The 25,326-nt window shown below is 71.3% G+C and carries 16 protein-coding genes and 1 riboswitch; of the genes, 6 read left to right on the top strand and 10 right to left on the bottom strand.

Going from position 1 to position 25,326, the window contains the following annotated elements:
- Positions 1–38: 38 nt before the first annotated feature.
- From sucD to ACZ7L5_RS38800, 7 genes are all read right to left on the bottom strand, one after another.
- Positions 39–923: a succinate--CoA ligase subunit alpha gene (sucD, locus tag ACZ7L5_RS38830; protein ID WP_363035549.1), complete on the bottom strand. Its 885-nt coding sequence runs from the start codon at positions 921–923 to the stop codon at positions 39–41.
- Positions 924–950: 27 nt separating this feature from the next.
- The gene (sucC, locus tag ACZ7L5_RS38825; protein WP_362384975.1) at positions 951–2,129 is read right to left on the bottom strand and encodes an ADP-forming succinate--CoA ligase subunit beta; all 1,179 of its coding nucleotides are present in this window, start codon (positions 2,127–2,129) and stop codon (positions 951–953) included.
- A gap of 467 nt (positions 2,130–2,596) precedes the next feature.
- Positions 2,597–4,744, bottom strand: a complete 2,148-nt coding sequence (locus ACZ7L5_RS38820) for a hypothetical protein (protein WP_471523071.1) — start codon at positions 4,742–4,744, stop codon at positions 2,597–2,599.
- 268 nt (positions 4,745–5,012) lie between these two features.
- Positions 5,013–5,768 carry a hypothetical protein gene (locus tag ACZ7L5_RS38815; RefSeq protein WP_471523069.1) on the bottom strand — a complete coding sequence of 252 codons (756 nt, stop codon included), beginning with the start codon at positions 5,766–5,768 and terminating at the stop codon, positions 5,013–5,015.
- Positions 5,769–6,805: 1,037 nt separating this feature from the next.
- Complete coding sequence (locus ACZ7L5_RS38810; protein ID WP_471523067.1) at positions 6,806–7,969, bottom strand: vWA domain-containing protein; 1,164 nt, start codon at positions 7,967–7,969, stop codon at positions 6,806–6,808.
- A gap of 148 nt (positions 7,970–8,117) precedes the next feature.
- Complete coding sequence (locus ACZ7L5_RS38805) at positions 8,118–10,682, bottom strand: DUF5682 family protein (RefSeq protein WP_471523065.1); 2,565 nt, start codon at positions 10,680–10,682, stop codon at positions 8,118–8,120.
- A gap of 281 nt (positions 10,683–10,963) precedes the next feature.
- Positions 10,964–12,094: an ATP-binding protein gene (locus tag ACZ7L5_RS38800; protein ID WP_471523063.1), complete on the bottom strand. Its 1,131-nt coding sequence runs from the start codon at positions 12,092–12,094 to the stop codon at positions 10,964–10,966.
- Between the two features lie 166 nt (positions 12,095–12,260).
- Here ACZ7L5_RS38800 and ACZ7L5_RS38795 point away from each other — a divergent pair, with 166 nt between their 5' ends.
- Entirely contained in the window at positions 12,261–13,619 is a 1,359-nt protein-coding gene (locus ACZ7L5_RS38795; protein ID WP_471523061.1) for an SWIM zinc finger family protein, read from the top strand.
- Positions 13,620–13,866: 247 nt separating this feature from the next.
- Positions 13,867–15,513, top strand: a complete 1,647-nt coding sequence (locus ACZ7L5_RS38790) for a DUF5691 domain-containing protein (RefSeq protein ID WP_471523059.1) — start codon at positions 13,867–13,869, stop codon at positions 15,511–15,513.
- Between the two features lie 102 nt (positions 15,514–15,615).
- Here ACZ7L5_RS38790 and ACZ7L5_RS38785 read toward each other — a convergent pair whose 3' ends face one another.
- On the bottom strand, positions 15,616–16,032 hold the full coding sequence (locus ACZ7L5_RS38785) for a cobalamin B12-binding domain-containing protein (RefSeq protein WP_362385184.1): 417 nt from the start codon (positions 16,030–16,032) through the stop codon (positions 15,616–15,618).
- A 647-nt stretch (positions 16,033–16,679) separates the two neighbouring features.
- Between ACZ7L5_RS38785 and ACZ7L5_RS38780 the strand changes: the two genes are divergently transcribed.
- Together ACZ7L5_RS38780 and ACZ7L5_RS38775 are read left to right on the top strand one after the other, a co-directional pair.
- Positions 16,680–17,540, top strand: coding sequence for a lipase family alpha/beta hydrolase (locus tag ACZ7L5_RS38780; RefSeq protein WP_471523057.1), 861 nt, complete (start codon positions 16,680–16,682; stop codon positions 17,538–17,540).
- Positions 17,541–17,842: 302 nt separating this feature from the next.
- On the top strand, positions 17,843–19,312 hold the full coding sequence (locus tag ACZ7L5_RS38775; protein ID WP_471523055.1) for a M23 family metallopeptidase: 1,470 nt from the start codon (positions 17,843–17,845) through the stop codon (positions 19,310–19,312).
- Between the two features lie 96 nt (positions 19,313–19,408).
- On the opposite strand, the gene pcrA is transcribed toward ACZ7L5_RS38775, so the two are convergent.
- Positions 19,409–21,895: a DNA helicase PcrA gene (gene pcrA / locus ACZ7L5_RS38770; protein ID WP_328879833.1), complete on the bottom strand. Its 2,487-nt coding sequence runs from the start codon at positions 21,893–21,895 to the stop codon at positions 19,409–19,411.
- A 365-nt stretch (positions 21,896–22,260) separates the two neighbouring features.
- Positions 22,261–22,429, top strand: a riboswitch (cyclic di-AMP (ydaO/yuaA leader).
- Positions 22,430–22,437: 8 nt separating this feature from the next.
- Here pcrA and ACZ7L5_RS38765 point away from each other — a divergent pair.
- Positions 22,438–23,604: a C40 family peptidase gene (locus ACZ7L5_RS38765; protein WP_471523053.1), complete on the top strand. Its 1,167-nt coding sequence runs from the start codon at positions 22,438–22,440 to the stop codon at positions 23,602–23,604.
- Between the two features lie 245 nt (positions 23,605–23,849).
- Positions 23,850–24,836: a tellurite resistance/C4-dicarboxylate transporter family protein gene (locus tag ACZ7L5_RS38760; protein WP_471523051.1), complete on the top strand. Its 987-nt coding sequence runs from the start codon at positions 23,850–23,852 to the stop codon at positions 24,834–24,836.
- Here ACZ7L5_RS38760 and ACZ7L5_RS38755 read toward each other — a convergent pair.
- Positions 24,814–25,167: a hypothetical protein gene (locus ACZ7L5_RS38755; RefSeq protein ID WP_471523049.1), complete on the bottom strand. Its 354-nt coding sequence runs from the start codon at positions 25,165–25,167 to the stop codon at positions 24,814–24,816. The genes ACZ7L5_RS38760 and ACZ7L5_RS38755 overlap by 23 nt on opposite strands.
- Between the last annotated feature and the right edge of the window lie 159 nt (positions 25,168–25,326).

The raw sequence follows: 25,326 nt of genomic DNA, 5'->3' as shown, positions 1-25,326 counted from the left end.
ACGGGCCCACCGGATGATGCGCTGGGCGCCTGTGAAGGTCAGCCGCCGAGGATCTCGCGAGCCAGCTTCGCCGTCTCGGTCGGCGTCTTGCCGACCTTGACGCCCGCGGCCTCCAGGGCCTCCTTCTTCGCCTGCGCCGTACCGGACGAACCGGAGACGATCGCGCCGGCGTGACCCATGGTCTTGCCCTCGGGGGCGGTGAAGCCCGCGACGTAGCCGACGACCGGCTTGGTCACGTTCTTCGCGATGAAGTCCGCGGCCCGCTCCTCGGCGTCGCCGCCGATCTCGCCGATCATGACGATCAGGTCGGTGTCGGCGTCGGCCTCGAACGCGGCGAGCGCGTCGATGTGCGTGGTGCCGATGATCGGGTCGCCACCGATGCCGACGGCGGTCGAGAAGCCGATGTCACGCAGCTCGTACATCATCTGGTACGTCAGCGTGCCGGACTTCGAGACCAGGCCGATGCGGCCCGGCTTGGTGATGTCGCCCGGGATGATGCCGACGTTCGACTGACCCGGGGTGATGATGCCGGGGCAGTTCGGGCCGATGATCCGGGTCTTGTTGCCCTTCTTGCCGGCGTACGCCCAGAAGGACGCCGAGTCGTGCACGGCGATGCCCTCGGTGATGACGACGGCAAGGCCGATCTCGGCGTCGATGGCCTCGACGACGGCGTCCTTGGTGAACTTCTCCGGCACGAAGATGACGGAGACGTTGGCGCCGGTCTTCTCGATGGCCTCGGCGACCGACCCGAAGACGGGTACCTCGGTGCCGTCGAAGTCCACGGTCTGACCCGCCTTGCGCGGGTTCACGCCGCCCACGACGTTGGTGCCGTCACCGAGCATGAGCTTGGTGTGCTTCATGCCGGTGGCGCCCGTCATGCCCTGGACGATGACCTTGCTGTCCTTGTTGAGCCAGATAGCCATGGTGTGTTGTGTCCTCGTCCTGAGTGCTTACTTGGCGGCGTGGGCCAGCTCGGCGGCCTTGTCGGCCGCGCCGTCCATGGTGTCGACGCGCTGGACCAGCGGGTGGTTGGCGTCGGTGAGGATCTGTCGGCCGAGCTCGGCGTTGTTGCCGTCGAGACGGACGACGAGCGGCTTGGAGACGTTCTCGCCGCGGTCCTCGAGGAGCTTCAGGGCCTGGACGATGCCGTTGGCGACCTCGTCACAGGCGGTGATGCCACCGAAGACGTTGACGAAGACGGACTTGACGTCCGGGTCGCCGAGGATGATCTCCAGCCCGTTGGCCATGACCTGGGCGGAGGCGCCACCGCCGATGTCCAGGAAGTTGGCCGGCTTGACGTTGCCGTGGTTCTCACCGGCGTACGCGACGACGTCCAGGGTGCTCATGACGAGACCCGCGCCGTTGCCGATGATGCCGACCTCACCGTCGAGCTTGACGTAGTTGAGGTTCTTCTCCTTGGCGGCGGCCTCGAGCGGGTTGGCCGCGGCCTTGTCGTGCAGCTCGTCCCAGTCGTGGCGGAACTCGGCGTTGTCGTCGAGCGACACCTTGCCGTCCAGGGCGAGAACGTCACCGGAGGCGACCTTCGCAAGCGGGTTGACCTCGACGAGGAGGGCGTCCGACTTGATGAAGGTGTCCCACAGCGTGATGAGGACGTTCACGACCTTGTCGGCGACCTCGGCCGGGAACTTCGCGGCCTCGACGATCTCGCGGGCCTTGGCCTCGTCCACGCCGTCGATGGCGTCGATCGCGATCTTGGCGACGGCCTCCGGGCGGGTGGCCGCCACCTCCTCGATCTCCATGCCGCCTTCGACGGAGGCGATGGAGAGGAAGGTGCGGTTGGCACGGTCGAGGAGGAAGGAGACGTAGTACTCCTCCAGGATCTCCGGGGCCGTCTCGGCGATCATCACCTTGTGGACCGTGTGGCCCTTGATGTCCATGCCGAGGATGTCCGTCGCGCGGGCGACGGCCTCGTCCGGGGTGGCGGCGAGCTTCACGCCACCGGCCTTGCCACGGCCGCCGACCTTCACCTGGGCCTTGACGACGGACTTGCCACCGAGACGCTCGGTGGCTGCGCGGGCCGCCTCAGGCGTGTCGATGACTTCACCGGCCAGCACCGGTACATCGTGCTTGGCGAAGAGGTCCCTCGCCTGGTACTCGAACAGGTCCACGCGCTTCCGTCCCTATCAGTGATCTCGCGGTTCGTTGGATGCGTGGGCGTGCCGCGAAGGGCAACGTGACGTCCGCTGTCACAAGGGAGGCGCACACGGTGTCCGAGCGCGCGGCATGTCCGTCTCGCAGGTTATCTCTGCTTGAAGGAGGCCCCTAAATCGAGGGTCACACCTGAGCGGTGATACCTGTCACATGATGCCGCGATCAGCGGGGATCACTGGCACGGCGTGCCGACTGTGAGGCACTCGAAGGCGAGACGGAAGGACCTCACCGGGTTGGGGTTGACCCGGTGAGGTCCCTTGAACCGCCCGTAGGGGCACGAATGGGCCGCCCCGGTGGGCTCTGGGCAGGTGATCCCCACCCCAATGGGGATCACCCGGCCCGTCCGCGGGGTTCCGGTCGGTACAGCCGACGGCTTTCGGCCGTCCGGGCCGTCTGCCCCGCGGAGTCGGTGGGGAGCGGCGCGTCAGATGCGGGACGCGCCGCCCTGGGGGAGGTCGTGCCGGACGTCGTTGCGCAGATCGCGCTGGAGGTCCTGCGCGTAGTCCGGCGTGACCGACCGGCCGACCTGCTGCACACCGGCCGCGGCGTTGCCGGCCAGCGGGCCCGCCGAGTCGCGGACCGTGCCGGTCAGGTCCTCGGCGAAGGGCGCGGCCTGCCCGGCGACGCCGTGCACGAAGGGGTCGACCTCGCCGACGACACCGCCCGCGAAGGGGTGGACGTCGCCGGCCACGCCGTACGCCAGCGTCGTGGCGCTGCCGCCGACGCCCCGCACGACCGGCCGGGCGGTGTCCACGACGGTGTCGACGACGGGACGCACGGCACCGGTGACGCCGTACGCGAACGGCGGCACCTCCTCCGTGACGCCCTCAGCGAGGGGCAGGGCCTGCCCGGCCACCACCCCGTGCACGAGCGGGTCGACCTCCCCGACGACACCGCCTGCGAACGGCCGGACATCGCCGACCACGCCGTAGGCCAGCCCGCCGGCATCCGCGACGGCCTGCCCGGCGACCGGCACGACGCCGTCCACGGCGGTGCCGGCGACGGGCGGCAGGACAGCACCGGTGACGTCCGCGGTGACCTGGCCGACGAGACCGGTGGCGTTCGCGGCTACGTCCGTGGCGGCACCCCGCACGACCGGCTGCACGTCGGCGACGGCGCCGGAGGCGATGGGCCGGACGTCGCCGACCGTGCCGTGGGCAAGGTGCTGGACGTCGCCGAGCACGCCGTGGGCCGTCGGCTGCACGCCCTGGACCACCCCGTCGGCGACCGGCCGGACCCCCTGCACGGCATCGGCGGCGACCGGCTGGACGCCGCGGACGGTCTGCCCGGCCACGGGCTGCACGTCGGCGACGACGCCGTACGCCAGCGCGGTCGCGGCGTCGACGGTGTGCCCGGCGGTCCGGTTGACCCCGGCCACGGCGCCGCGGGCGACGGGGACGACGCCGTCCACGGCCTGCCCGACGACCGGGCGCACGCGGGTCACCGCACCGCCGGCCACCGACTGGACGCTGTCCACGGCGTTCGTGGCGACCGGAGTCACCCCGGCCGCGGCGCGGGTGGCGGTGGGGACGACGCCGAAGACGGCGTGCTCGGCGGTCGGGACGACGCCTTCGACCGCCTGGCCGGCGACGGGCAGCACACCGTTCACGGCCTGCGTCGCGATCGGCGGAACGACCGCGTGGACGGTCTGCGTGACGACCGGGGTGACCGTGCCGGGGACGGCACTGACCGTCCCGACGACCCGCTGCTCGACGCCGCCGACCGTGCCGTCGACCGTCCCGGTGACGTGGCTCGGAACGGCGGCGACGGAGGCCTCGACGGCGCCCTCGACGGCGGTGGCCCGGCCGGTGGCGGTGGCCTGCGTGGCCGTTGCCGTCCCCGTGACCCTGCCCTGGACTTCGGCTGCGGCGGCCCGGGCGACGTCTCGCGCGCCCACCCCTGTGCGGCCCGCGCCCTGCAGCTTCGTCTGGGTGGCGGCGAGCGCCTGCTCCAGCTCGGGGGCGAAGGCGGCGAGGGGGCCGAAGAGGTAGTCGATCGTGCCAGGGGCGCCGGGGGTGCCGGGGAGCTGCGGGGTGTCCTCGGGTGCGTTCCTGAGGTCGGTGACGGCAGCGGCGGCGGTCGCGGAGACGTTGGCCTCGGCCTGCGCGGCGGCCCGTACCGCCGCCTTGTCCGCGCGGGCGGCCTTGGCACCCTGGATGACCTCGGTGGCGGTCCTTGCCTTGGCCTTCGTGGCGTTGGTGGCGGTGGCAGTGGTGCCCCTGGCGGCCTTCTCGGCGCCGCCCGTGTTCGCGGGCGCGGTCCTGGCGGTTTCGGCGACCGCGCTGGTGGCGCCGTCAGTGGCGTTGGTGACGGCGGTGACGGTGTTCGTCACGTCGGAGACGACGCCGTCGACGGTGCCGGTGACCGCGCTGAGCAGCCCGGGGGCGTCGGCACCGCCGGCGGCCTCAGCCGCGTCGGTCGCGTCGGTCGCGTCGGTCGCGTCGGTGGTCGTGTCCGGTACGGAGAGAGTGGAAGCGTGCAGCTCGTCCGCGCCGGCGGCGGCCGAACCGAGCGCCCACGCGCCGGTGACACCGGCGGCTATGACGATCGAACGGCGAATGTTCTTGTTCATACGTACGTCGGATCCCTAGATCTTGGGCTCCGAAGGCCCCGGAGGATCGGAGATCCAAGGAACTCCGGGACTTCGGACGGAATGGGGACATAGCGGCACCGGCTCCGATCGCAGTCCGGGGAGTTCCGGGGAGTTGCGAACCAGCGGTACCGAGTACGGCTCCGGCGGCTTCCGTCCGGGAAGGTCCAGCGATGTCCCGATGTCCCGATGTCCAAAGGAACATCAGCGAATTGGAGGGGTCTCCGGACGGACGGGCCGGGCCACTGCCCTAAGCGGGGGAAACCGGAATGTCCCGGTGCCTGTCCTGGATCTCGTCCGCCTCGACGCGGGCGGCGGCGCCGGGCACCAACCGCAGCGGCGCCCGCTCGTTCAGCGAGACGGCGTGCGCGTCCCCGTGCCGCGACGAGTTGTTGTCCCCCGCCGAACGGTTCCCCAGCACACCACCCGGGTGATCGACCGGCGCATGAGGAACGGGGGCATAACGGGAAGGCGCGGTCGCGCGTGCACCACCGCTGGACGCCGAGAAGTGGGCCGCAGCGACATCAGCGACGGACCGGGGGCCGTGGTCGACGACCACGCCCTTGCCGGTCTCCTTGCCGGTACGCCCCACAGCACCCCGCCCGTCAACGGACCCGGGCACCTCCGCGACTGGGTGGGGTGTCTCGGCGCCGGGCGCGGGCAACGTCTGCCCGGGCACGGCGGGAAAACCGGGGAGCCCCGGGGCGTCGGGGAGGCCGGGAAGGAAGGCGCCGGGAAGCTCTGGACGCGGGAATTCAGGGAACTCCAGTCCCGGCCAGCTGGGCCAGCTGGGCCAGCTCGGCCACGCCGACGAGTCGGGCGCCGTCGGCAGAGCGGGCGCCGTCGGCAGAGCGGGCAGCGCCGGGAGCGCAGGCACTCCGGGGAGCGACGCCAACGGCGGCACCTTAGCCCGCACCTCGGCCAATCCGCCGGTCACCGACTCGACCACGTCCACGACCGGTTCGCCGACGCGATGACCCACGCCCTGGATGACACGCTCGGTCACGGGACGGAGGACCTGGTCGCCGGTGGGGGGCGGGATGGCGGGGGTGGCGCGGCCGGTGTTGGCCTGGCCGGCACTGACCTGACCGCGAACCTGGCCGACACTGCCCTGGCCGCCGGGAGCGTGGCCGGGGGGCAGCTGGGCGCCGGGATCCGGCGCATTTGGAGCGGGGGCACCGTGAGCCGGAACTGGAGGCGGAGCCTGGGGCCCCGGGCCACTGGCAGCCGGGAGCTGTGCAGTCGGGGGCTGGACAGTCGGGGGCTGGACAGTCGGGGGCTGGGCAGTCGGGGAGAACGGCGAAGTCGCCGGGGACTGCGGACTCGCCGGAGGCTCCGGCGTTGCCGGGCCGGCCGCAGCGCGCGCTCCCGCCTCCGCCAGGTCGCTCACCAACCGCCCGACCGCGCCACTCGTCGACGTCCCGATCCGCTCATCTTCCGGCGCCGAAGCCGTGGCCCCGACGACAGCGGAGGGTGCCGAGCCCGAGGACGACGACGCGGCCGTCCCCACCGACAGCCCGTCGGCCGCATACGCCCGCTCTCCGCAGAGGAGCCCGACCGCGAGGACGCCGCCCACCAGCAGGACCAGCTGCAGCGCACGCCACCCAGCCGCACCGCGCAGGACACGCAGAGCGGCACCGGGCAACGTGGCCGGCCAAGTCAAGACGGGGGTCCTCCCGTGCGGCGGAACGAAGTACGCGTGATGAGCAGCGAGTCGATGCGACGCGGTACGGACGAGCGGAGCGCGACGCACCGCTGAACAGGCGTCCGATACTCGCACGGCCCTCCCGATGGTGCGCAAGTCCTCCGCTACCGATGCACCTCATGTCCGTTTTGCCGGCCCAAGTCGGGCGTCACCAGGTCGACAAATCGCCAGTCATTCCGGGCTATTCGACCCTCCCAGCCGCCTTCCCGCCCCTTCTCGGCCGCCTTCCCTGCCCCCTTCTCGGTGCCCTTCTCGTGGCCCCCCTTGATCCTCCCCTCGCCTTCCCGGCGCCCTCCTCTCGCCCTCTTGGCCCTCCCCTCGTCCCCCTTCCCGCCCCCTCACACCGTGTCCGGGACCGGTATCGGCCGCTTCTCGATGGCCGCCGCCATCACCTCCGGGAACAGGTCGGGCGTGCAGGCGAAGGCCGGTGCGCCCAGTGCGGCGAGCGCGGATGCGTGCTCCCGGTCGTACGCCGGCGCCCCCTCGTCCGACAGCGCCAGCAGCGCCACGAACTGCACCCCCGACGCCTTCATCGCGGCGACCCGCTTGAGCATCTCGTCCCGGATACCGCCCTCATAGAGGTCGCTGATCAGCACGACCACCGTCTCCGCGGGCCGGGTGATCTGGGACTGGCAGTACGCGAGCGCCCGGTTGATGTCCGTGCCGCCACCGAGCTGCGTGCCGAACAGGACGTCGACGGGGTCGTCGAGCTGATCGGTGAGGTCGACGACGGAGGTGTCGAAGACGACGAGCCGCGTGTTGATGGACCGCATGGACGCCAGGACCGCCCCGAACACCGACGCGTACACCACCGACGCCGCCATCGACCCCGACTGGTCGATGCAGAGAACGACCTCCTTCTTCACGGACTGCGACGCCCGCCCGTACCCCATGAGCCGCTCCGGCACGATCGTCCGGTACTCCGGGAGGTAGTGCTTGAGGTTGGCCGCGATCGTGCGGTTCCAGTCGATGTCGTGGTGGCGCGGCCGGTTGATACGGGCACTGCGGTCGAGAGCCCCGGTGAGAGTGGCCCGCGTGCGGGTGGCGAGCCGCTTCTCCAGGTCCTCGACGACCTTGCGCACGACAGCGCGTGCCGTCTCCTTCGTGGTCTCCGGCATCGCCCTGTTGAGCGAGAGCAGCGTGCCCACGAGGTGCACGTCCGCCTCCACCGCCTCCAGCATCTCCGGCTCCAGCAGCAGCGTGGACAGCCCGAGCCGGTCGATGGCGTCCCGCTGCATGACCTGCACGACCGAGGAGGGGAAGTACGTCCGGATGTCCCCGAGCCACCGCGCCACGGATGGCGCCGACGCCCCGAGTCCCGCCGAACGGTCCTTCCCGGTCTGAGACTTGTCCCCCTTGCCATAGAGAGCAGTGAGCGCCCCGTCCATCGCCGCGTCCTTCCCGGAGAGCGCGCACCCGGTGCCGTCGGCGTTGTCCCCGCCCAGCACCATCCGCCACCGCCGCAGCCGCTCCCGGGCCGGATCCATCGCCTCGGTCGTCATCGGCATGCTCCTTCACGAGGCCGCTCCCACAGCGGCATCACCGGCACGCTCGTGGTCGTCCGCCGACCTTGCGCCACGTACCCGCGCGAGGGCCCGCCGGCCCTCACCACTCCGGCGCGCTCCCTCGGCTCCGTCACTCCGCCAGTCGTCATCCTGTAGCCCCCACCAGCCTGTTCGCGCCGACGTCGCTCTCGGCGTCCTCTTCCACCCGGTCCAGTCCCAGCAGCAACCGCACCACCGGCACCACGGCATCCGCTCGCTCAACATCGAGCTCGGCGCCGAAGCCGGGTATGCCGGATCCGCCGGCCTCCCTGCTCCCCCGTTGCCCCGGACCACGACGGACCAGTTCGCCCAAGGTCCGCCGCACCCCGGCCTCATAGGCCGAGAACGTCCGCCTGAGCAGCGGCAACACATCCGTGAACGCCTCCGCCGACACGCCGGTCAGCCACGCATCGACCAACCCGAGCAGCCGCTCGTCGTGCACCAGCAGCATTCCGCCGCCGGAACCACCGCCGACGAACCCCTCGATCCACGCAGCCGCGTCCCCCGGCGGCGTCCCCGGCGACAAGGCAAGCCCCATCAGCCGGGCCGCCTCCTCCTGCACCAACTCCCCGTCGTCCAGGAGCAACCGCACCGCACGCCCCCTGATGACACCGGGCACGGTGTCCCGCACGGACAGCACCCGAAGCACCCCGTGCCAACGGTTGCGCAGGTCGCCATGCCCGAGCGCGGTCGAGTCGCCCGGAGCAGTACCGGGGCCTTCCACGGCGTCCTCGCCCCCGCCCCGCGCCGACGCCACTGCGTCTCCCAGCAACCCCAACGCCCCATGCACCGCGTCCACATGGCGCCGCATCTCCTCGGCGGCGTCCGCGTCCAGCGCGGCACAGGCCGGGGGCAGTCCGACGAAGATGCGTTCGGCGAGCCCCGCGGCGACCTCTGTGAGCGCCCTGGTGTCCGTGCCTCGCACATCGCCGTACCGCAGGGACCGCACCAGCGCGGGCAGCGCCTGGGCGAGATGGCCGACGTCGGCGTCGAGAGCCGCCCGGTCTGCCAGGATCCGCATCACCGCAGGCAGTGCGTCCGACAGTTCGGCCAGCAGACAGCGCTCGGCGAGTGCGGTGACATCGGCGAGTCCCTGCGCCGCTACGGCATCCGCCTCCGCCTTGGCGGTGGCCGCCGCGAACACGGTGGTCCCCCACACCCCGGCTTCCGCGATCCGCACGGACAGCTCGGGCTCCCACCGCAGCCGCCACGTCTCCCGGAACGTCCCCGTACTCCCCCGCGACGCGACCGGCTCACCCCACTCCACGCCGAGCAGCCGCAGCCGGTGCAGCAGCCTGCTGCGCTCGGCGTCGTTCTCCTTGCGCAGGTCGAGCTCCAACTCCCGTTCCAGCGCCTCCGGTTTGAGCCGCAACCGGCGCTGGATCCGGTCGAGGTCCCGCTGCAACGGCACCGTCGGCGCCGACCGCGGCACCTCCCCGAGCACGTCCCCCACGACCAGCCGATCGCGCACCAACGCAAGCGGCACGTCCGAGCCCTCGCACATCACCGCCCGCACCGCGTCGGTCATCTCGCCCAGCCCCGGCAACGGGCGTCCGCGCATCGCCGCCAGCGTCTCCGCCAGCCGCACGGCCTCGATGACGTGCGCCGAGGACACGATTTGGTCCTCGTCCCGCAGCAACCCGGCCACCTTGGTCATCCACCGCTCGACCGGCCGGTCCGGTGCGCCGAAGAGGTGCCCGTACCACCCCGGCGAGTCGATCCCGGCCCCGTACCCGCTGGCCCGGGCCAGCCGCCGGTTCGTCCACGGCACCCAGGTCATGTCGGCCTTGACCTTGGCCAGCCCCTTCAGCAGCGCCTTGTCGGCGGCCACGGTGCTCCTCTGCCGCAGCGCGGGCACATGCCACGCCCCGCACACCACGGCCACGTCATCCGCGAACTCCCGCTGTGCGGCCCGAATTTGGAGCCGCATATACGCCTCCCGCACGAGATCCCGCTCATGCCCCCCGCTCCCGTACGCCTCCCGCAACGCCCCCATGGCCTCTTCGAGCCCGAGAAACGGCGCGAACGCGTCCCCGTCTCCCAGCCCCCGGTGCTCGACGACGTCCTCCCACCACCGCTCGGGATCGTCGTAACCAGCGGCATCGGCGAGTACGGCAAGGGGGTCGACCCGGACGTCTGCGCCGGGGCCGGGGCCGTCGGAGCCAGGGTCAACGGCGAGACCGGGGCCGCTCCCGTCTGCCCGCTCCCCGTCAGGCTCATCGGCTCCCCTGTCGGCGGGGGCCGGCCCCGCGTCCTTGTCAGCGGGCGCCGGCCCCCCGCCCTCATCAACGGACGCCGACTCCTCATCCCTCTCCCACGCCAACGTGTGCGTGGCCGGCAAGTCAATGAAGCGAGCCGGGACCCCGTGCTCCAGGGCCCAGCGGATGGCCACCCACTCCGGGGAGAACTCAGCCATCGGCCAGAAGGCCGAGCGGCCGGGCTCGTCAACGGCGTGGGCAAGGAGGGCGACCGGCGGTCGCATGTCCTCGTCACCGGCGAGCGCGATCAAGGCATCGGCCTCCGGTGGCCCTTCGATCAGCACGACCCGAGGCTGCGCCGCGTCCAACGCCGCCCGCACCGTCCGCGCCGACCCGGGCCCGTGATGCCGTACGCCGAGCAGTAGCGGTCCGACACCCCGCCTCTCGCCGCCGGACCTGTCCACGCCAGTCACACCGTCCCCCTCGATCCCCGACAGTCCGACACTGCCGCCGCCCACACGGCCGCGTACGCCGACCGCACCTCCGCGCCCAGCTCCCGACGCATCTCGTCACCCCTCACAGGAACCTCCCCCGCCCGCCCACGGCCGCCGGACGACGCCGCCCACCCCACCCGCCGGACCACGACCTGACGCCACCCCGACCACCCCCGACCATCCCGACCCCTAATCCGCCGCCACGGAGCCACCCGACTTCGACCCACCGCCCGGGCGACCCCACCCAAGGTCGTCCTCGTTCACACGCTCACTTCCCGGCACGCCCGGTAGAAGTCGGTCCAGCCGTCCCGCTCACGCACGACCGCCTCCAGGTACTCCTGCCAGACGACCCGGTCGGCCGCCGGATCGCGGACCACGGCGCCGAGGATGCCCGCGGCGACGTCGCCGGAGCGCAGCACCCCGTCGCCGAAGTGGGCCGCCAGGGCGAGGCCGTTGGTGACGACGGAGATCGCCTCGGCCGTCGACAGCGTGCCGCTCGGCGACTTCAGCTTCGTGCGGCCGTCGGCGGTCACCCCGTCGCGCAGCTCGCGGAAGACGGTCACGACGCGGCGGATCTCGTCGATGCCGTCGGGAGCGGCCGGCAGATCGAGGGAGCGGCCGATCTGGTCGACGCGCCGGGAGACGATGTCCACCTCGGCCTCGACGCTCGCCGGCAGCGGCAGCACGACCGTGTTGAAGCGGCGGCGCAGGGCGCTGGAGAGGTCGTTGACCCCGCGGTCGCGGTCGTTTGCCGTGGCGATGAGGTTGAAGCCGCGGACCGCCTGCACCTCCTGCCCCAACTCCGGTATCGGCAGCGTCTTCTCCGACAGGATCGTGATCAGCGTGTCCTGCACATCAGCCGGGATACGGGTCAGCTCCTCGACCCGCGCGGTCATCCCCTCCGCCATCGCCCGCATGACGGGGCTGGGTACCAGGGCGTCACGGCTCGGCCCGTGTGCGAGCAGCTGCGCATAGTTCCAGCCGTACCGGATCGCCTCCTCCGGCGTGCCCGCCGTGCCCTGTACCAGCAGCGTCGAGTCGCCGCTGACCGCCGCGGCGAGGTGCTCGGAGACCCACGTCTTCGCGGTGCCGGGCACGCCGAGCAGGAGCAGAGCGCGATCCGTGGCGAGCGTGGTGACGGCGACCTCGACGATGCGGCGCGGGCCCACGTACTTCGGTGTGATCACCGTGCCGTCCGGCAGCGTGCCGCCGAGCAGGTACGTGGCCACCGCCCACGGCGACAGTTTCCAGCGGGTCGGGCGCGGGCGGTCATCCTGTTCGGCGAGCGCGGCGAGTTCATGGGCGAAGGCGTTCTCGGCGTGCGGTCGCAACACCTCGGCCGCTTCCGTCTCCCCCGCTTCGACGGATTTCGGTGCTACGGAAACAGACATGGCAAAGTCCCCCTCCAGCTCGGCCGGTTCAGCCGTTTCGGATCTGGCACCCACGTTGCACCACGCCACTGACAATGCGTTCCGACCTGCGCAAACACCCTGGCGGGGCCGTTCGCGGGCTGGCCGCCCGGGCCGATTGTCAGTGGTGGGATCTACCTTCGATGGCATGACTCAGCAGGGGGTGCGCTGGACCGCGGACCAGGTGCTGGCACTGGCACCTGACGCCGCATCACGCAAAGCGGGAAGCAAACTCGGCGCGGCAGGGCCGTGGTCCGAGGCGGGGAGTTCCGACGAGGGGACGGTGTGGGGGCTGTGCAAGGGCAGTGGCAGCAAGCCGTATCAGACGGTCATCGATATCGCGGACGCGTCCGGGCCCGCGTACAAGTGCAGTTGCCCGAGCCGGAAGTTCCCGTGCAAGCACGCGCTCGGGCTGCTGCTGCTCTGGGCGGGTGGCGAAGGTGCGGTGCCGCCGGCGCAGCAGCCGCCGGACTGGGCGGAGGAGTGGATAAAGGGGAGAAGGCAGCGCGCTGACGAGAAGCGGACGGCGGGTGCCTCCGGTTCCTCGACGGCGTCCGCTGATCCGGAGGCGGCGCGGCGTCGTGCGGAGCGCCGGGCCGTGCGCGTCACGGCGGGGGCGACGGAGCTGGAGCAGCGCCTGGCGGACCTGCTGCGCGGTGGCCTGGCCGGCGCGGAACAGGCGGGGTACGGGCTGTGGGAGGAGACGGCGGCCCGCATGGTCGACGCCCAGGCGCCCGGACTGGCCGCGCGGGTGCGGGAGCTGGGCGCGATCCCGGCGTCCGGCCCCGGCTGGCCGGTGCGTCTGCTGGAGGAGTGCGCGCTTCTCCACCTCCTGGACCAGGGCTGGCTGCGTCGAGAGGGCCTGCCCGGCGCCCTGGGGGACACGGTCCGCTCCCGCATCGGTCTGCCCGCCTCGGCGGACGGCCCGCCGGTCCGGGACCGCTGGCTGGTCCTCGCCCAGTACGACACGGCGGACACGAAGCTGACGACGCGCCGGATATGGCTGTACGGCGCCGAGTCGGGCCGCACCGCGCTGCTCCTCTCCTATGGCGCCGCCGGCCGCGCCCCGGAGCTCGCGCTGCCGGTGGGGCTGGCCCTGGAGGCGGAGGTGTCGGCGTACCCGGGTGCCGGGCAGCTGCGGGCGGCCCTGGGCGAGCAGTTCGCACCGCCGTCGCCCGCGGTCATACGGCCGCCGGGTGTGACGACGACCGAGGCGACCGCACGATACGGCGAGGCGCTCCGTGACGACCCGTGGCTGGACTCCGTCCCGGTGACCTTGGACCGGGTCGTACCGACCCCGGACGGCGACTCGTGGCAACTGGCAGACGCCGACTCGGACTCGGCTCTGCCACTGACCCCGGCCTACCGTGCCCGCCCGGGCCTGTGGCGCCTGGTCGCGCTGTCGGGCGGCGCGCCGGTCAAGGTGTTCGGCGAGTGCGGCCACCGCGGCTTCACCCCGCTGACGGCCTGGCCAGAGGGACAGGGAGAAGTGGTGCAGCTGTGCTGAGCGCCACCGGCTCCGCGCGCTCCAGCTGTGCTGAGCACCACCGGCTCCGCGCACCCGCCCCTCCCGCGGGGCCACCCGGGCCCCCTCACTCACCCTTCCCTCCGGGCCATCCGGCTCCGCGCACTCGCCCTTCCCTCCGGGCCACCCGGCTCCGCGCACCCGCCCCTCCCCCAGCGCCACCCGACTCCTCCAATGCCCCTGCCCCACCCCACAGCACCCAGCACGAAGGCAGAGAGGAACGACCCTGATGAACAGCCCCTCGGTTCCCGTGGACTCGCCGCCCAGCGCCTGGGAGGAACTCGTCACCGCGGCGCTGCTCGGGACGGACCGGCGTACGCCTCCCGGCTGCGCACCGGGCCAGGAAGCACCGCTGGCGCTGCTCGACACGGCGGCCTTGCAGACCGTACGGCGGCGTGCCGGGCTGCGGCCGGCCCGGGCGGCGCGGCGGCCGCGGCCGGCTCCCGAGGACCCTCGCCCCGCACTGCCCACGGCGGCGACCCGCAGGCTGGCGATGCTGCTGACCGACCGCCCCGGCGCGGGCGGCGGCCGTAGGGGCACGGCGCCGGACCTCATGGAGCTGCTGCCCCAATGGCTCGCGACGGCGAACGACCGCGGCTTCGCACCGCCCCCGCAGTTGCTGCCCGCGCTGCTGGACGCGGCGCGGGGCCGGACGGACCTGCGCCCGGCGGCGCTGACGTTCGCCGGCCCGCGGGCGGTGTGGCTCGCCCGACTGAACCCGGACTGGCGGTTCGCCCTGCGCGCGACCCCTGGCGGCGGCGCGTCACTGCCCCACCTGGACAACCCGGCCGAAGTCCAGCAGCTCTGGCAGGAGGGGCTGTTCGCCGAGCGGGTCGCCCTGCTCTCCGCGATACGCGCGGGTGATCCCGCTGCCGCGCGCGAGCTGCTGGCCACGACGTGGGCGACCGAGCGGGCCGAGGACCGGCTGATGTTCCTCGACTCGCTGCGCAGTGGTCTGGGCCCCCAGGACGAGCAGTTCCTGGAGCAGGCGCTGGCCGACCGGAGCCGCAATGTCCGCGCGACGGCAGCGGAATTGCTGTCGGCGCTGCCGGGTTCGGCACTCGCGGCGCGGATGGCGGTGCGGGCCGGGACATGCGTCGCCCTCGATCACGCCGGCGAGGCCCCGGCGATCACCGTGGAGGCACCGCACGAGTGCGACGCGGGCATGGAGCGCGACGGTGTCGTGGCCAAGGCCCCGGCGGGGCGGGGTGAACGGTCGTGGTGGTTCGGCCAGTTGGTGGAGGCCACGCCGCTCGGCACCTGGCCGGGACGGCTCGGCGGACGCACGCCTCGGGAGATCGTGGCGTTGCCGGTGGCGGACGACTGGCAGGGCGAGCTGCACGCGGCATGGTGCCGGGCGGCGGTGCGCCAGCGGGACAGCGCGTGGGCCAGGGCACTTCTCGGGTCGCCCTCGGCCCCGGAAGCCGGCGGTCCGGGTGCGGTATCCCTGGCCGAGCGCGCAAAGCTTCTCGGCACATTGAGTCCCGCCGAACGGGCCGAATGGGTCGGCGGGTTCATCGCGACGCACGGCCTGTCCGAGGCCTTTCAGCTGCTCGGAGTCTGCGCCGTGCCCTGGGCGGAGCCGCTCGGGCGGGCGGTGGTCGACGCGCTCAACATCGCGCGGGACGCGGGGAGTTATCCATGGAGTTTCAGCGGAGTGATGGGCCTGGCCGAGCGCTGCCTCGACCCGGCCGAGGCAAACCGCCTCGACGGCCTGCTGGCGGTACCGGACGAGCCGGAGGACGCGTCTCCGGGGGCAGGGGGTTATTGGGCGGAAGCGTTCCAGCGGCTGGTCACGACGTTGCGGTTGCGGGCGGCCATGATCGACGAGCTGACGCCGTCCAGCCCGGCCGAATCCAGCCCGGCCGGCGTTTGAGGACGAGGCCGTTCAGGCCGAAAGGACGCCTGGGGGCGGAACCCCCAGCCAGCGGCCACCCCGACGAACCCGCGAACCCGCGCACCCGCGCCGAGCAGCGCCCTACGCTCCCGCCGGCTGACGCACGTTCGCCCGCACCCAGTCCACGATCGCCTGAGTCGTCGCCCCCGGCGTGAAGATCTCCGCGACACCCTTCTCCTTCAGCGGGGGGATGTCCGCCTCGGGGATGATCCCGCCGCCGAAGATCAGGATGTCCTCCGCGTCGCGCTCCTTGAGGAGGTCGATCACTGCGGCGAAGAGGGTGTTGTGGGCGCCGGAGAGGATGGACAGGCCGATCGCGTCGGCGTCCTCCTGGATCGCGGTGTCGACGATCTGCTCGGGAGTCTGGTGGAGCCCGGTGTAGATGACCTCCATACCGGCGTCGCGCAGCGCCCGCGCGATCACCTTGGCCCCTCGATCATGGCCGTCGAGCCCAGGCTTGGCCACCACCACGCGGATCGGACCGGCTGCCACACCCATCACTGCCTCCATGAAGCGACTACATCCATCCGTACCGACAAGCACCGCTCACATATGAGTTATGCCGCACTCGCCGCACATGTCATACATGGTGTGCGTATCGCACTTTTCCGCCGCTCACAGCACCGGACGCACCCGCACGGCACGGACGTCCCGGGCCACACCGCCCGGGCAAGTAAACGAACGTTATCTCCAGCATCCCGCAACCGGCAGTTTCGCGGTGCAGAGCGAGGGGGAAATCACACGGTGGGACACGTTCGCCGCGCACCGTTCCATATCTCTGCGGCACACGCGCCGCAGCGGTCTGCGGTACAAGCGTCGCAGCGGGACCAAGCGCAACGGGAGCCGCAACGAGGTCGCCGCACCACCGCGCCGCAGGCCGCGCGACGTGGCGGTGCGGTGCACCGACGGTGGCACGAAGGGCACGTAGGGCAGGTAAGGCACGACAGCGGGGAGCCTCGTCGCCACACCGGCAGGGAGCCCCGTCAGGTCATCGGTGCACCGTGGCCGACCCGACCGACTCACTTCACGCGCCTCGCTCACCCCACGCGCCTTCCTCGTGCCTCGCCGGCCACCTCCACCGCGACTTCCCATGAGGGCACACGGGGGCCGGAGCCGTCCTCCTGCGTGCCGCAAGGAGGTCGGCCATGAAGGTCACCGGGGCAGTAATCCCCTTTCTCCCACTCTGCCGACGCCTGCTTCCGAGCAGTCTCGCCGGCCTCTCCCTGGCCCTGCTGAAGGCGACCGCCCTCGAGCTCGCGATCCTCGCCGGCCACGTGCTGCTCTACCCCTCGGGCATCGCACAGGAGCGCCGGACCACCCCACAGCTCCCCACGCAGGACACGGCCCAGCTGCCGACGGAGACCAATCCCCCCGTCGTCCTGCTGCACGGCTTCATCGACAACCGCTCCGTCTTCGTCCTGCTGCGCCGCAGCCTCGCCCAGCACGGCAGGCACCAGGTCGAGTCGCTCAACTACTCCCCGCTGACCTGCGACATCCGCACCGCCGCCGAACTGCTCGGCCGGCACATAGAGGGGATCTGCGAGCGGACCGGCAGCAGGCAGGTGGACGTCGTCGGGCACAGCCTCGGGGGGCTGATAGCGCGCTACTACGTGCAGTGTCTCGGCGGCGACGTCAGGGTCCGCACCCTCGTCACGCTCGGCACGCCGCACTCCGGCACCCGCGTCGTCCCGCTGGCGAACGCGCACCCGATCGTGCGTCAGATGCGCCCCGGCTCACCGGTCCTGGAGAAACTGGCGGCTCCCGCGCCCGGCTGCCGTACCCATTTCGTGAGCTTCTGGAGCGACCTCGACCACTTGATGGACCCGCTGGAGACGGCCTGCATCGACCACCCGGACCTGATGGCGCAGAACGTCCGCGTCACCGGCATCGGACACCTCGCCCTGCCCGTGCACCCCGCCGTGGCAACCGGGATCCGGCAGGCCCTCGACTCCGCACGAACCGGAGCCGAGGCCACCGCACAGACCGGCGGCCTGACAGTGGCGTAGCCATCCCGCACCATCCCGCCGGCCGCGCCCGAGAGCTGCCCGACAGTCGCCCGACGACCTGATCGCACTCGCCGCACGGCCTCAGGACAGCTGACCAAACGTCGAACAATCTTCGAACACAAGGCCAAACTCACGCCCGCAGTCCGCCAAAACACGGCCGAATGCCCGTTTCCTGCGCGCGCGAAACCTGCCGAAGATTGTCGTGCCCGCATACCGCCGGGTACAGTCGCCGCACTGCTCTGGCAGCCCCTGTTGTCGAGGCGAGAGAGAAGTTGGTGAACGATCGTCACCCGTCGGGGACCATGACCTCTCCGACTTCGGCTTCCGATGCCGCCTCGGCGCACTACGCGTCGTACGGCGCCCAGGAAGCCCAGTACGGTGACTCCACCACGTACGGCACCTACGACGCCACCGGATTCGGCGCCACCGGGCACGCCACCACGACCTTCGACGCGGACCCCCTGTTCGGCAGCCTTCCCGGCGAGAGCACGGGCGCGTACGACACCACGCAGTGGTCGACGGGCAGCCACCACACCGTGAACTACGACGCCTACGCGGCCCAGCACCACGCCGCCTACGACACCGGCGCGTACGACACCACCGCCTGGACGACCGACCACGAGCGGCTCGCCTTCGTCCCGCAGCAGGCAGTCGGCCACGACACCTCGGGCCAGTGGGACGCGAACGCCTGGCTCCAGCCCGACCAGTCCGGCGCCCCGGCCGACCAGACCCAGCACTGGGAATGGGGTACGCAGGCCTTCGACACGGGCGCGTACGACGCCACGCAGTGGAACTCCGACGGCGGCGTAGAGGCCACCTCGCAGACGATCGACGAGTACGAGCACTCAGCAGAATCCTTCGATCAGCAGGCGACCGCGCACTTCGAGCACCTGGACCCCACGGCGTACGACGCCCCCGTCCAGGGCGACGCCGAGTTGACCGCGACCGGCGAACTCCCCGCCGTGACGCCCCTCCTCGACGGCCAGGAGGAGACCGCTCCGGCTCCCGCCCCGCGCGCCGCCTCCCGCAGCGGGTCCCGCTCCCGCCGCCGCACGCCCCCCAAGCGCTCCGCGCTCCTGACCGTGGCTGTGCCCTCGGCGTGCGTGATGGGTGTCGCGGGAATCGCCGCCGCCTCCGTCGGCAGCCTGACCGGCGACAAGGAAGCGTCCTCCACGCTGGCCTCGGACGGCGAGGCCGTGAAGCCGTCCACCGCGAACAACAAGCTGGACACCCAGCTCGAGAGCCTCTCCGCCGGCGCCGACGACTTCGCCGACCGGGCCAGCCGCACGCAGGAGCGCATCGACCTCAAGGCCCAGCAGGTGGCCGAGAAGAAGAAGGCCGCCGAGGAGGCGGCCCGCAAGGAGCGGCTGCGCCCGAAGTTCGCGGTGCCGGTCGCACAGCACGGCCTCAGCGCCTATTTCGGCCAGTCCGGCATCAACTGGATGTCCATCCACAGCGGCATCGACTTCCCCGTCTCGTACGGCACGACGGTCATGGCCGCGACCGACGGCACCGTCCGCACGCAGTGGAACAGCGCCTACGGCAACATGATGATCGTGACCGCGAAGGACGGCACGGAGACGTGGTACTGCCACCTCTCCAGCTACCGTGTCGCCTCCGGTACGACGGTGAAGGCCGGCGACCCCATCGCGTACTCCGGCAACTCCGGCAACTCGACCGGCCCGCACCTGCACTTCGAGGTGCGACCGGGCGGCGGCTCGGCGATAGACCCACTGTCCTGGCTGCGCAGCCACGGCCTGGATCCGTCGTAGGCGACCGGCCGACTTCCCCGGCAACCCGCCAACTGCCTTGTGCGCTCAGGCGCCCCCGCTCCTCAACAGCTCAGCGAGGGCGCACACCTGTGAGCGCTACAGCTTCTCCACCGGCGCATACCGCAGCAGCAGCCGCTTCGGCTTGGTGTCCCCGAAGTCGATCGTCGCCTCGGCGTTCCCACCCGTGCCCTTGACCGCCGTCACGGTGCCGAGCCCGAACTGGTCGTGCGTGACCCGGTCCCCGACCGCCAGCTGGACGACCGGCTTCTCCGAGGTCCGCCGGGTGGCGAACCCGGACGCCCCCGACGCCGAGGAGCGCGAGCGGGACGAGGACAGCGAGGCCGCCACGCCGGCCGCCGGACCGGAGGACACGGGCGAGGTCGCCCCCGTCCGCTTCCAGTCCACGTGCGCCGCCGGGATCTCCTCCAGGAAGCGGGACGGCGGGTTGTACGAGGGCTGCCCCCACGCACTTCGCATCGACGAGCGCGTCAGATACAGCCGCTCACGCGCGCGCGTGATGCCGACGTAGGCGAGCCGCCGTTCCTCCTCCAGCTCCTTGGTCTGGCCGAGGGCGCGCATGTGCGGGAACACGCCGTCCTCCATGCCGGTGAGGAAGACGACCGGGAACTCCAGGCCCTTGGCGGTGTGCAGGGTCATCAAGGTGATGACGCCGGAGCCGTCCTCGTCCTCGTCCGGGATCTGGTCCGAGTCGGCGACGAGCGCGACCCGCTCCAGGAAGGCCGCGAGTCCACCGGAGGCCTCATCCTCAGCCGACTCCTGCTCGAACTCCAGGGCCACGGCCGCGAGTTCCTGAAGGTTCTCGATGCGGGTCTCGTCCTGAGGGTCGGTGGAGGCCTGCAACTCGGCCAGATACCCGGTCCGTTCGAGGATCGCTTCCAGGACGGTCGCCGGCCCCACGCCGGACTCGACGATCGTACGGAGGTCCTCCATCAGCGTGTTGAAGCGCCTGACGGCGTTGGTCGACCGCGCGGCCATGCCGTACGCCTCGTCGACCCGGCGCAGCGCCTGCGGGAAGCTGATCTTCTCCCGCTGTGCAAGCGCGTCGATCATCGCCTCGGCACGATCGCCGATGCCCCGCTTGGGGACGTTAAGGATCCGCCGCAGCGGTACCGAGTCCTCGGGGTTGGCCAGCACGCGCAGGTAGGCCAGGACGTCCCGGACCTCCTTGCGCTCGTAGAACCGAACCCCGCCGACGACCTTGTAGGGCAGGCCGACGCGGATGAAGATCTCTTCGAAGACACGGGACTGGGCGTTCGTCCGGTAGAAGACGGCGACGTCACCGGCCTTCGCATCGCCCGCGTCCGTCAGTCGGTCTATCTCCTCGGCGACGAACTGCGCCTCGTCGTGCTCGGTGTCCGCGACGTAGCCGGTGATGCGCGCGCCCGCGCCCGCGTTGGTCCACAGGTTCTTGGGGCGCCGGGACTCGTTGCGCTCGATGACCGCGTTGGCGGCGGTCAGGATCGTCTGGCTGGAACGGTAGTTCTGCTCCAGCAGGATGGTCGTCGCGTCCGGGTAGTCCTCCTCGAACTGGAGGATGTTGCGGATGGTGGCGCCCCGGAAGGCGTAGATCGACTGGTCGGCGTCACCCACCACGCACAGCTCGGCGGGCGGGATGTCGGCCTCGCTCGGCGGCACGTCGACGGGGTGCTCACTGGTACCGACGAGCTCGCGCACCAGCGCGTACTGCGCGTGGTTGGTGTCCTGGTACTCATCGACCAGTACATGCCGGAACCGCCGGCGGTAGTGCTCGGCGACGTCCGGGAAGGCGCGCAGCAGATTGACCGTCGTCATGATCAGGTCGTCGAAGTCGAGGGCGTTGGCCTCCCGCAACCGCGACTGGTACAAGGCATACGCCTGCGCGAGGGTCTTCTCGAAGCCGTCCGTCGCCTGGGCGGCGAAGTCCTCCTCGTCGATCAGCTCGTTCTTCAGATTGCTGATCTTGGCGCTGAACGACTTGGGCGGAAACCGCTTGGGGTCGAGATCCAGATCACGACACACGAGCGCCATCAGCCGCTTGCTGTCGGCGGCGTCGTAGATCGAGAAGGACGAAGTGAACCCGAGCTTCTTGCTCTCACGCCGCAGGATGCGCACGCACGCGCTGTGGAAGGTCATCACCCACATCGCGTTCGCGCGCGGGCCGACGAGCTGCTCGACGCGCTCCTTCATCTCACCCGCGGCCTTGTTGGTGAAGGTGATCGCGAGGATCTGCCCCGGATGCACATTCCGCTCGGCCAGCAGGTACGCGATGCGATGGGTGAGCACACGCGTCTTGCCCGACCCGGCACCGGCCACGATGAGCAGCGGGCCGCCGGAGTGGACGACGGCCGCACGCTGGTTCTCGTTCAGCCCCTCCAGCAGCGCTGCCGCATCCAGGGCCGGGCGCGGGGCGCCGTCGCGGTAGTAGTCGTCCCGGTCCGGCGGCACGTCGAACTTCCCGCCGAACAGATCGTCCGGAACCGGCTCCGGAGCGTGTTCGTCCTCGGGCGGCGGCGGATGCTCGTCCGCATGGGCCCGCGGGGCCTGGAGGTCCGCCAGGAAGCTGTCGTCAAAGAGGCTGCTCATCGCTCTCCGAGTCTAGGGCGCCCCACTGACAGCCCGCCGCCGCCCCGAGAACATCACCTGTTTCAGCACTCACCGATCTTCAGAACCCACGCACCCCGGACACCCCCCTCACCCTCCACAACCACCCCATTACGATCCGCAACGCCCCGAAGCCAACCGATCCAAGTCAGCCGATATGCCCCCAAAGCCCAAAACGCATGCAACTGACCACCAACCCATACGCATCGACCGCGATCCCCGACACACATCGCCAAGGTCACGAAAATGTATCGGGCATATCGAACATCAACCTTCACAGGGGCCACACGAGTTGGCTACCGTGCCGGACAGGCCGTACGACCCCCACCGGCGAACGACGCCGGGCCGCACGGCCTCCGCCGAGTCCGGAGCGCCGCCGTGCACCCGGAGCCGGGGACCCACCGAACTTGGGGTGAATCGGCCCGACTCCCGCCCGGGGAGCGGCCGTAGGGCAACCCTTCCGAACCATCCGCCCGAACCCGACAGCTAACTCGGTAGGCGGAGCATGGAAGGAGTCGCCTCCCTTGGCGTCGCACCGCAAGTCGCGTCCCGCTGGAACGCGCGTAGCAGGCATACGGACCCCCGCCCTCGCCACGGCGGCCCTCACCTCCGTCGCCCTGCTGTCCCAGACGGCCAACGCGAGCCCCTCGACGGACGACAAACCGAGCCTCGAGGAGGTCGAGAAGAAGGTCGACGACCTCTACCGCCAGGCGGAGTCGGCGACCGAGAAGTACAACGCGGCCAAAGAGAAGACCGCAAAGCAGCGCAAGCGCGTCGACACCCTCCTCGACGACGTCGCCCAGCGCACCCAGAAGCTCAACGACGCGCGCGAGGAACTCGGCCGCAACGCAGCCGCCCAGTACCGCACGGGCACCTCGGCCCCCGACACGGCGACCTTCCTCCTGGCGGACACCCCGCAGGACTACTTCGACCAGACCCAGCTGATGGACCGCATGACGGGCCGTCAGAAGGAATCGGTCGACGACTACTTCACCCAGCAGTCCGCGACGATGAAAAAGCGCAAGGAGGCCACCCAGAGCCTCGAAACGCTCACCGAGTCGCAGAACGACCTCCAGACGGCCAAGTCCACCGTCCAGAAGAAGCTCGCCGACGCACGCGAACTGCTCTCGAAGCTGACGGCGGAGGAGAAGGCCCGCCTCGCCGCGATCGAGAAGCGCAAGCAGGAGGAGGCAGCCCGCAAGGCGGCGGAACTGGCCCGGCAGCAAGAGGCGGCCGAGCGTCGGCGCCAGGAGGCGGCGCAGCAGCAGGAGAGCGACGACTCCTCGTCCGACTCGTCCTCCTCCGACTCGTCAGCGTCGGACTCCTCGTACGCCACCAAGGCCGAGAAGGCCCTGGCCTTCGCCCGCTCCCAGGTGGGCAAGCCGTACGTCTGGGGCGCCACCGGCCCCGACTCCTACGACTGCTCCGGCCTCACCCAGGGCGCCTGGAAGGCCGCAGGCGTGGACATCCCCCGCGTCACCTACGACCAGGTCAACGCCGGCACCACGGTCTCCCTCTCCAGCGCCAAGCCCGGCGACCTGGTCTTCTTCTACGACGACATCACGCACGTAGGCCTCTACATCGGCAACGGCATGATGATCCACGCCCCGAAGCCCGGCGCGTACGTCCGCGAGGAGTCGATCTACTACGACGGAGAGTCGTCGATCCACAGCGTGGTCCGCCCGGCCTGACGAACACACGCGCGCGTGGCGCACATCCTCCGCCACGCGCGCGTAGTGGTGCGGCAAACGCACCCGCGCACGGCGGCACGGCCCCGACCCACCCCACACCCGAAGGCGCTTCCCGAACGCCACTCACCCGAGCGGGCCGCCACAGGGACCCGTCGCTCAACCGTCGCGCGGCAGACGTGCATTTCACCCCACACGCGCGCGTGCCCCCACCCGCCCCGCACCCCCCACTCCCTAGCATCGACCCCATGCCCGCCCCCACGACCACCCCCGCATCCCCCCTCCACACCTGGTGGTCGCAGAGTCCCCCCACAGCCGGCGCCGCCGTCATGGCAACCGGCATCCTGTCGGTCGCCCTTCACCAGACCGGCTACGAAACCCTGTCCCGAATCGCCCTGGCCCTCGCCTGCGTAGCCTGGCTGGCTCTCGCGGGCGGCTTCACCGCAAGGCTCCTCTGGGACCGCGCCAGGTGGCTGAAAGAGGCAGCCACCCCCGCCGCCCTCACCGCCATCGCCGCGACGACGGTTCTCGGCACCCGCTTCGCCACCCTCGGCTGGCAACCCCTCGCCAAGGCCCTACTGGCCCTGGCGGCCCTGCTCTGGCCGGGCCTCCTCATCGCCGTGGTACTGCGCTGGCACCCCCGCATGCCCGGCGCGGTCTTCCTCGGCTGCGTGGCCACGCAGGGCCTCGCCGTCCTGGCCGCAACCCTCGCCGCGACCGAGTCCACGGCATGGCTCGCCCACACGGCCCTCGTCCTGTTCTGGCTCGGCCTGGTGCTCTACGTCATGGCGCTGACCCGCTTCGACCTGCGGCAGGTGGCCAGGGGCGCCGGCGACCACTGGGTGGCGGGCGGCGCCCTCGCCATCTCCGCGCTCGCCGGCTCGAAGCTCATGTCGGCCGACAGCCCCGGCCTGTACCTCTGGAACGAGGACGACACCGACGTCCTGCGCACGGTGACCGTCGCCCTGCTCGTCCTGGACCTGGCCTGGTACGCCGTCCTGCTTCTCGCCGAGATCGCCTGGCCACGGCCGCGCTACGACGTACGCCGCTGGGCAACCGTGTTCCCCATGGGCATGACGGCCGCGGCGGCCCTCTCCGTCGCCACCGCAGTGGACGTGTCGTGGCTCAAGACCCCCGGCGAGGCGCTGCTGTGGATCGCCGTCGCGGCTTGGCTGGCGGTCACGGCAGGCGCAGTACTGAGCTACACCGCGGTCATGTCCACAGAACGGCGATGAAGACGTTCACCGTGGTCAGCAGCCCCACCAACCCGAAGAGCCGCTTGTCCACCGTCTCCTCGTCCCGCTTCACATACACCAGCCCGAGGATCACGATCAGCAGCGCCAGCTTCACGCCGATCTTGATGTTGTTGACGGACTGATCGTCCGCCTGGTTGAGGCCGACGAGGATGACGCCGGTGACCAGCATGGTCAGCGCGCCGTGCAGCATCGCGGGCACGAACCGGGCGGTGCCCTGGCCCATCGCCTTCATCTGGGTGAAGAAACCACCCAGCAACGCGGCGATACCGATGATGTGCAGACCGACGAAAAGGTGGATGAGTACGTCCATGGGGCCGGAGCCTAATCAGCCCCGTCAAGGCACCCACCACCGCCCCGGCCTTGCATATATGCGCCCCATAGCACTCCGCAGCCCCCACCCGCCTCCCATTCCGCCACATCGGTCAGCACACAGCGTGAACAAGACGCCCTCATCCTGCGATCACGCTCA

It is taken from the genome of Streptomyces sp. NPDC107528 (assembly GCF_055639295.1).
Note: the sequence above shows the minus strand (reverse complement) of the source record. Positions and strands in the feature narration are given on the sequence as shown.

Bases quoted from the DNA above. Each gene is read 5' to 3' on its own strand.
- sucD (WP_363035549.1), bottom strand. From the start codon at position 923: ATGGCTATCTGGCTCAACAAGGACAGCAAGGTCATCGTCCAGGGCATG.
- ACZ7L5_RS38820 (WP_471523071.1), bottom strand. From the start codon at position 4,744: ATGAACAAGAACATTCGCCGTTCGATCGTCATAGCCGCCGGTGTCACC.
- ACZ7L5_RS38810 (WP_471523067.1), bottom strand. From the start codon at position 7,969: ATGACGACCGAGGCGATGGATCCGGCCCGGGAGCGGCTGCGGCGGTGG.
- ACZ7L5_RS38800 (WP_471523063.1), bottom strand. From the start codon at position 12,094: ATGTCTGTTTCCGTAGCACCGAAATCCGTCGAAGCGGGGGAGACGGAA.
- ACZ7L5_RS38795 (WP_471523061.1), top strand. From the start codon at position 12,261: ATGACTCAGCAGGGGGTGCGCTGGACCGCGGACCAGGTGCTGGCACTG.
- ACZ7L5_RS38790 (WP_471523059.1), top strand. From the start codon at position 13,867: ATGAACAGCCCCTCGGTTCCCGTGGACTCGCCGCCCAGCGCCTGGGAG.
- ACZ7L5_RS38785 (WP_362385184.1), bottom strand. From the start codon at position 16,032: ATGGGTGTGGCAGCCGGTCCGATCCGCGTGGTGGTGGCCAAGCCTGGG.
- ACZ7L5_RS38780 (WP_471523057.1), top strand. From the start codon at position 16,680: ATGAAGGTCACCGGGGCAGTAATCCCCTTTCTCCCACTCTGCCGACGC.
- ACZ7L5_RS38775 (WP_471523055.1), top strand. From the start codon at position 17,843: ATGACCTCTCCGACTTCGGCTTCCGATGCCGCCTCGGCGCACTACGCG.
- pcrA (WP_328879833.1), bottom strand. From the start codon at position 21,895: ATGAGCAGCCTCTTTGACGACAGCTTCCTGGCGGACCTCCAGGCCCCG.
- ACZ7L5_RS38760 (WP_471523051.1), top strand. From the start codon at position 23,850: ATGCCCGCCCCCACGACCACCCCCGCATCCCCCCTCCACACCTGGTGG.
- ACZ7L5_RS38755 (WP_471523049.1), bottom strand. From the start codon at position 25,167: ATGGACGTACTCATCCACCTTTTCGTCGGTCTGCACATCATCGGTATC.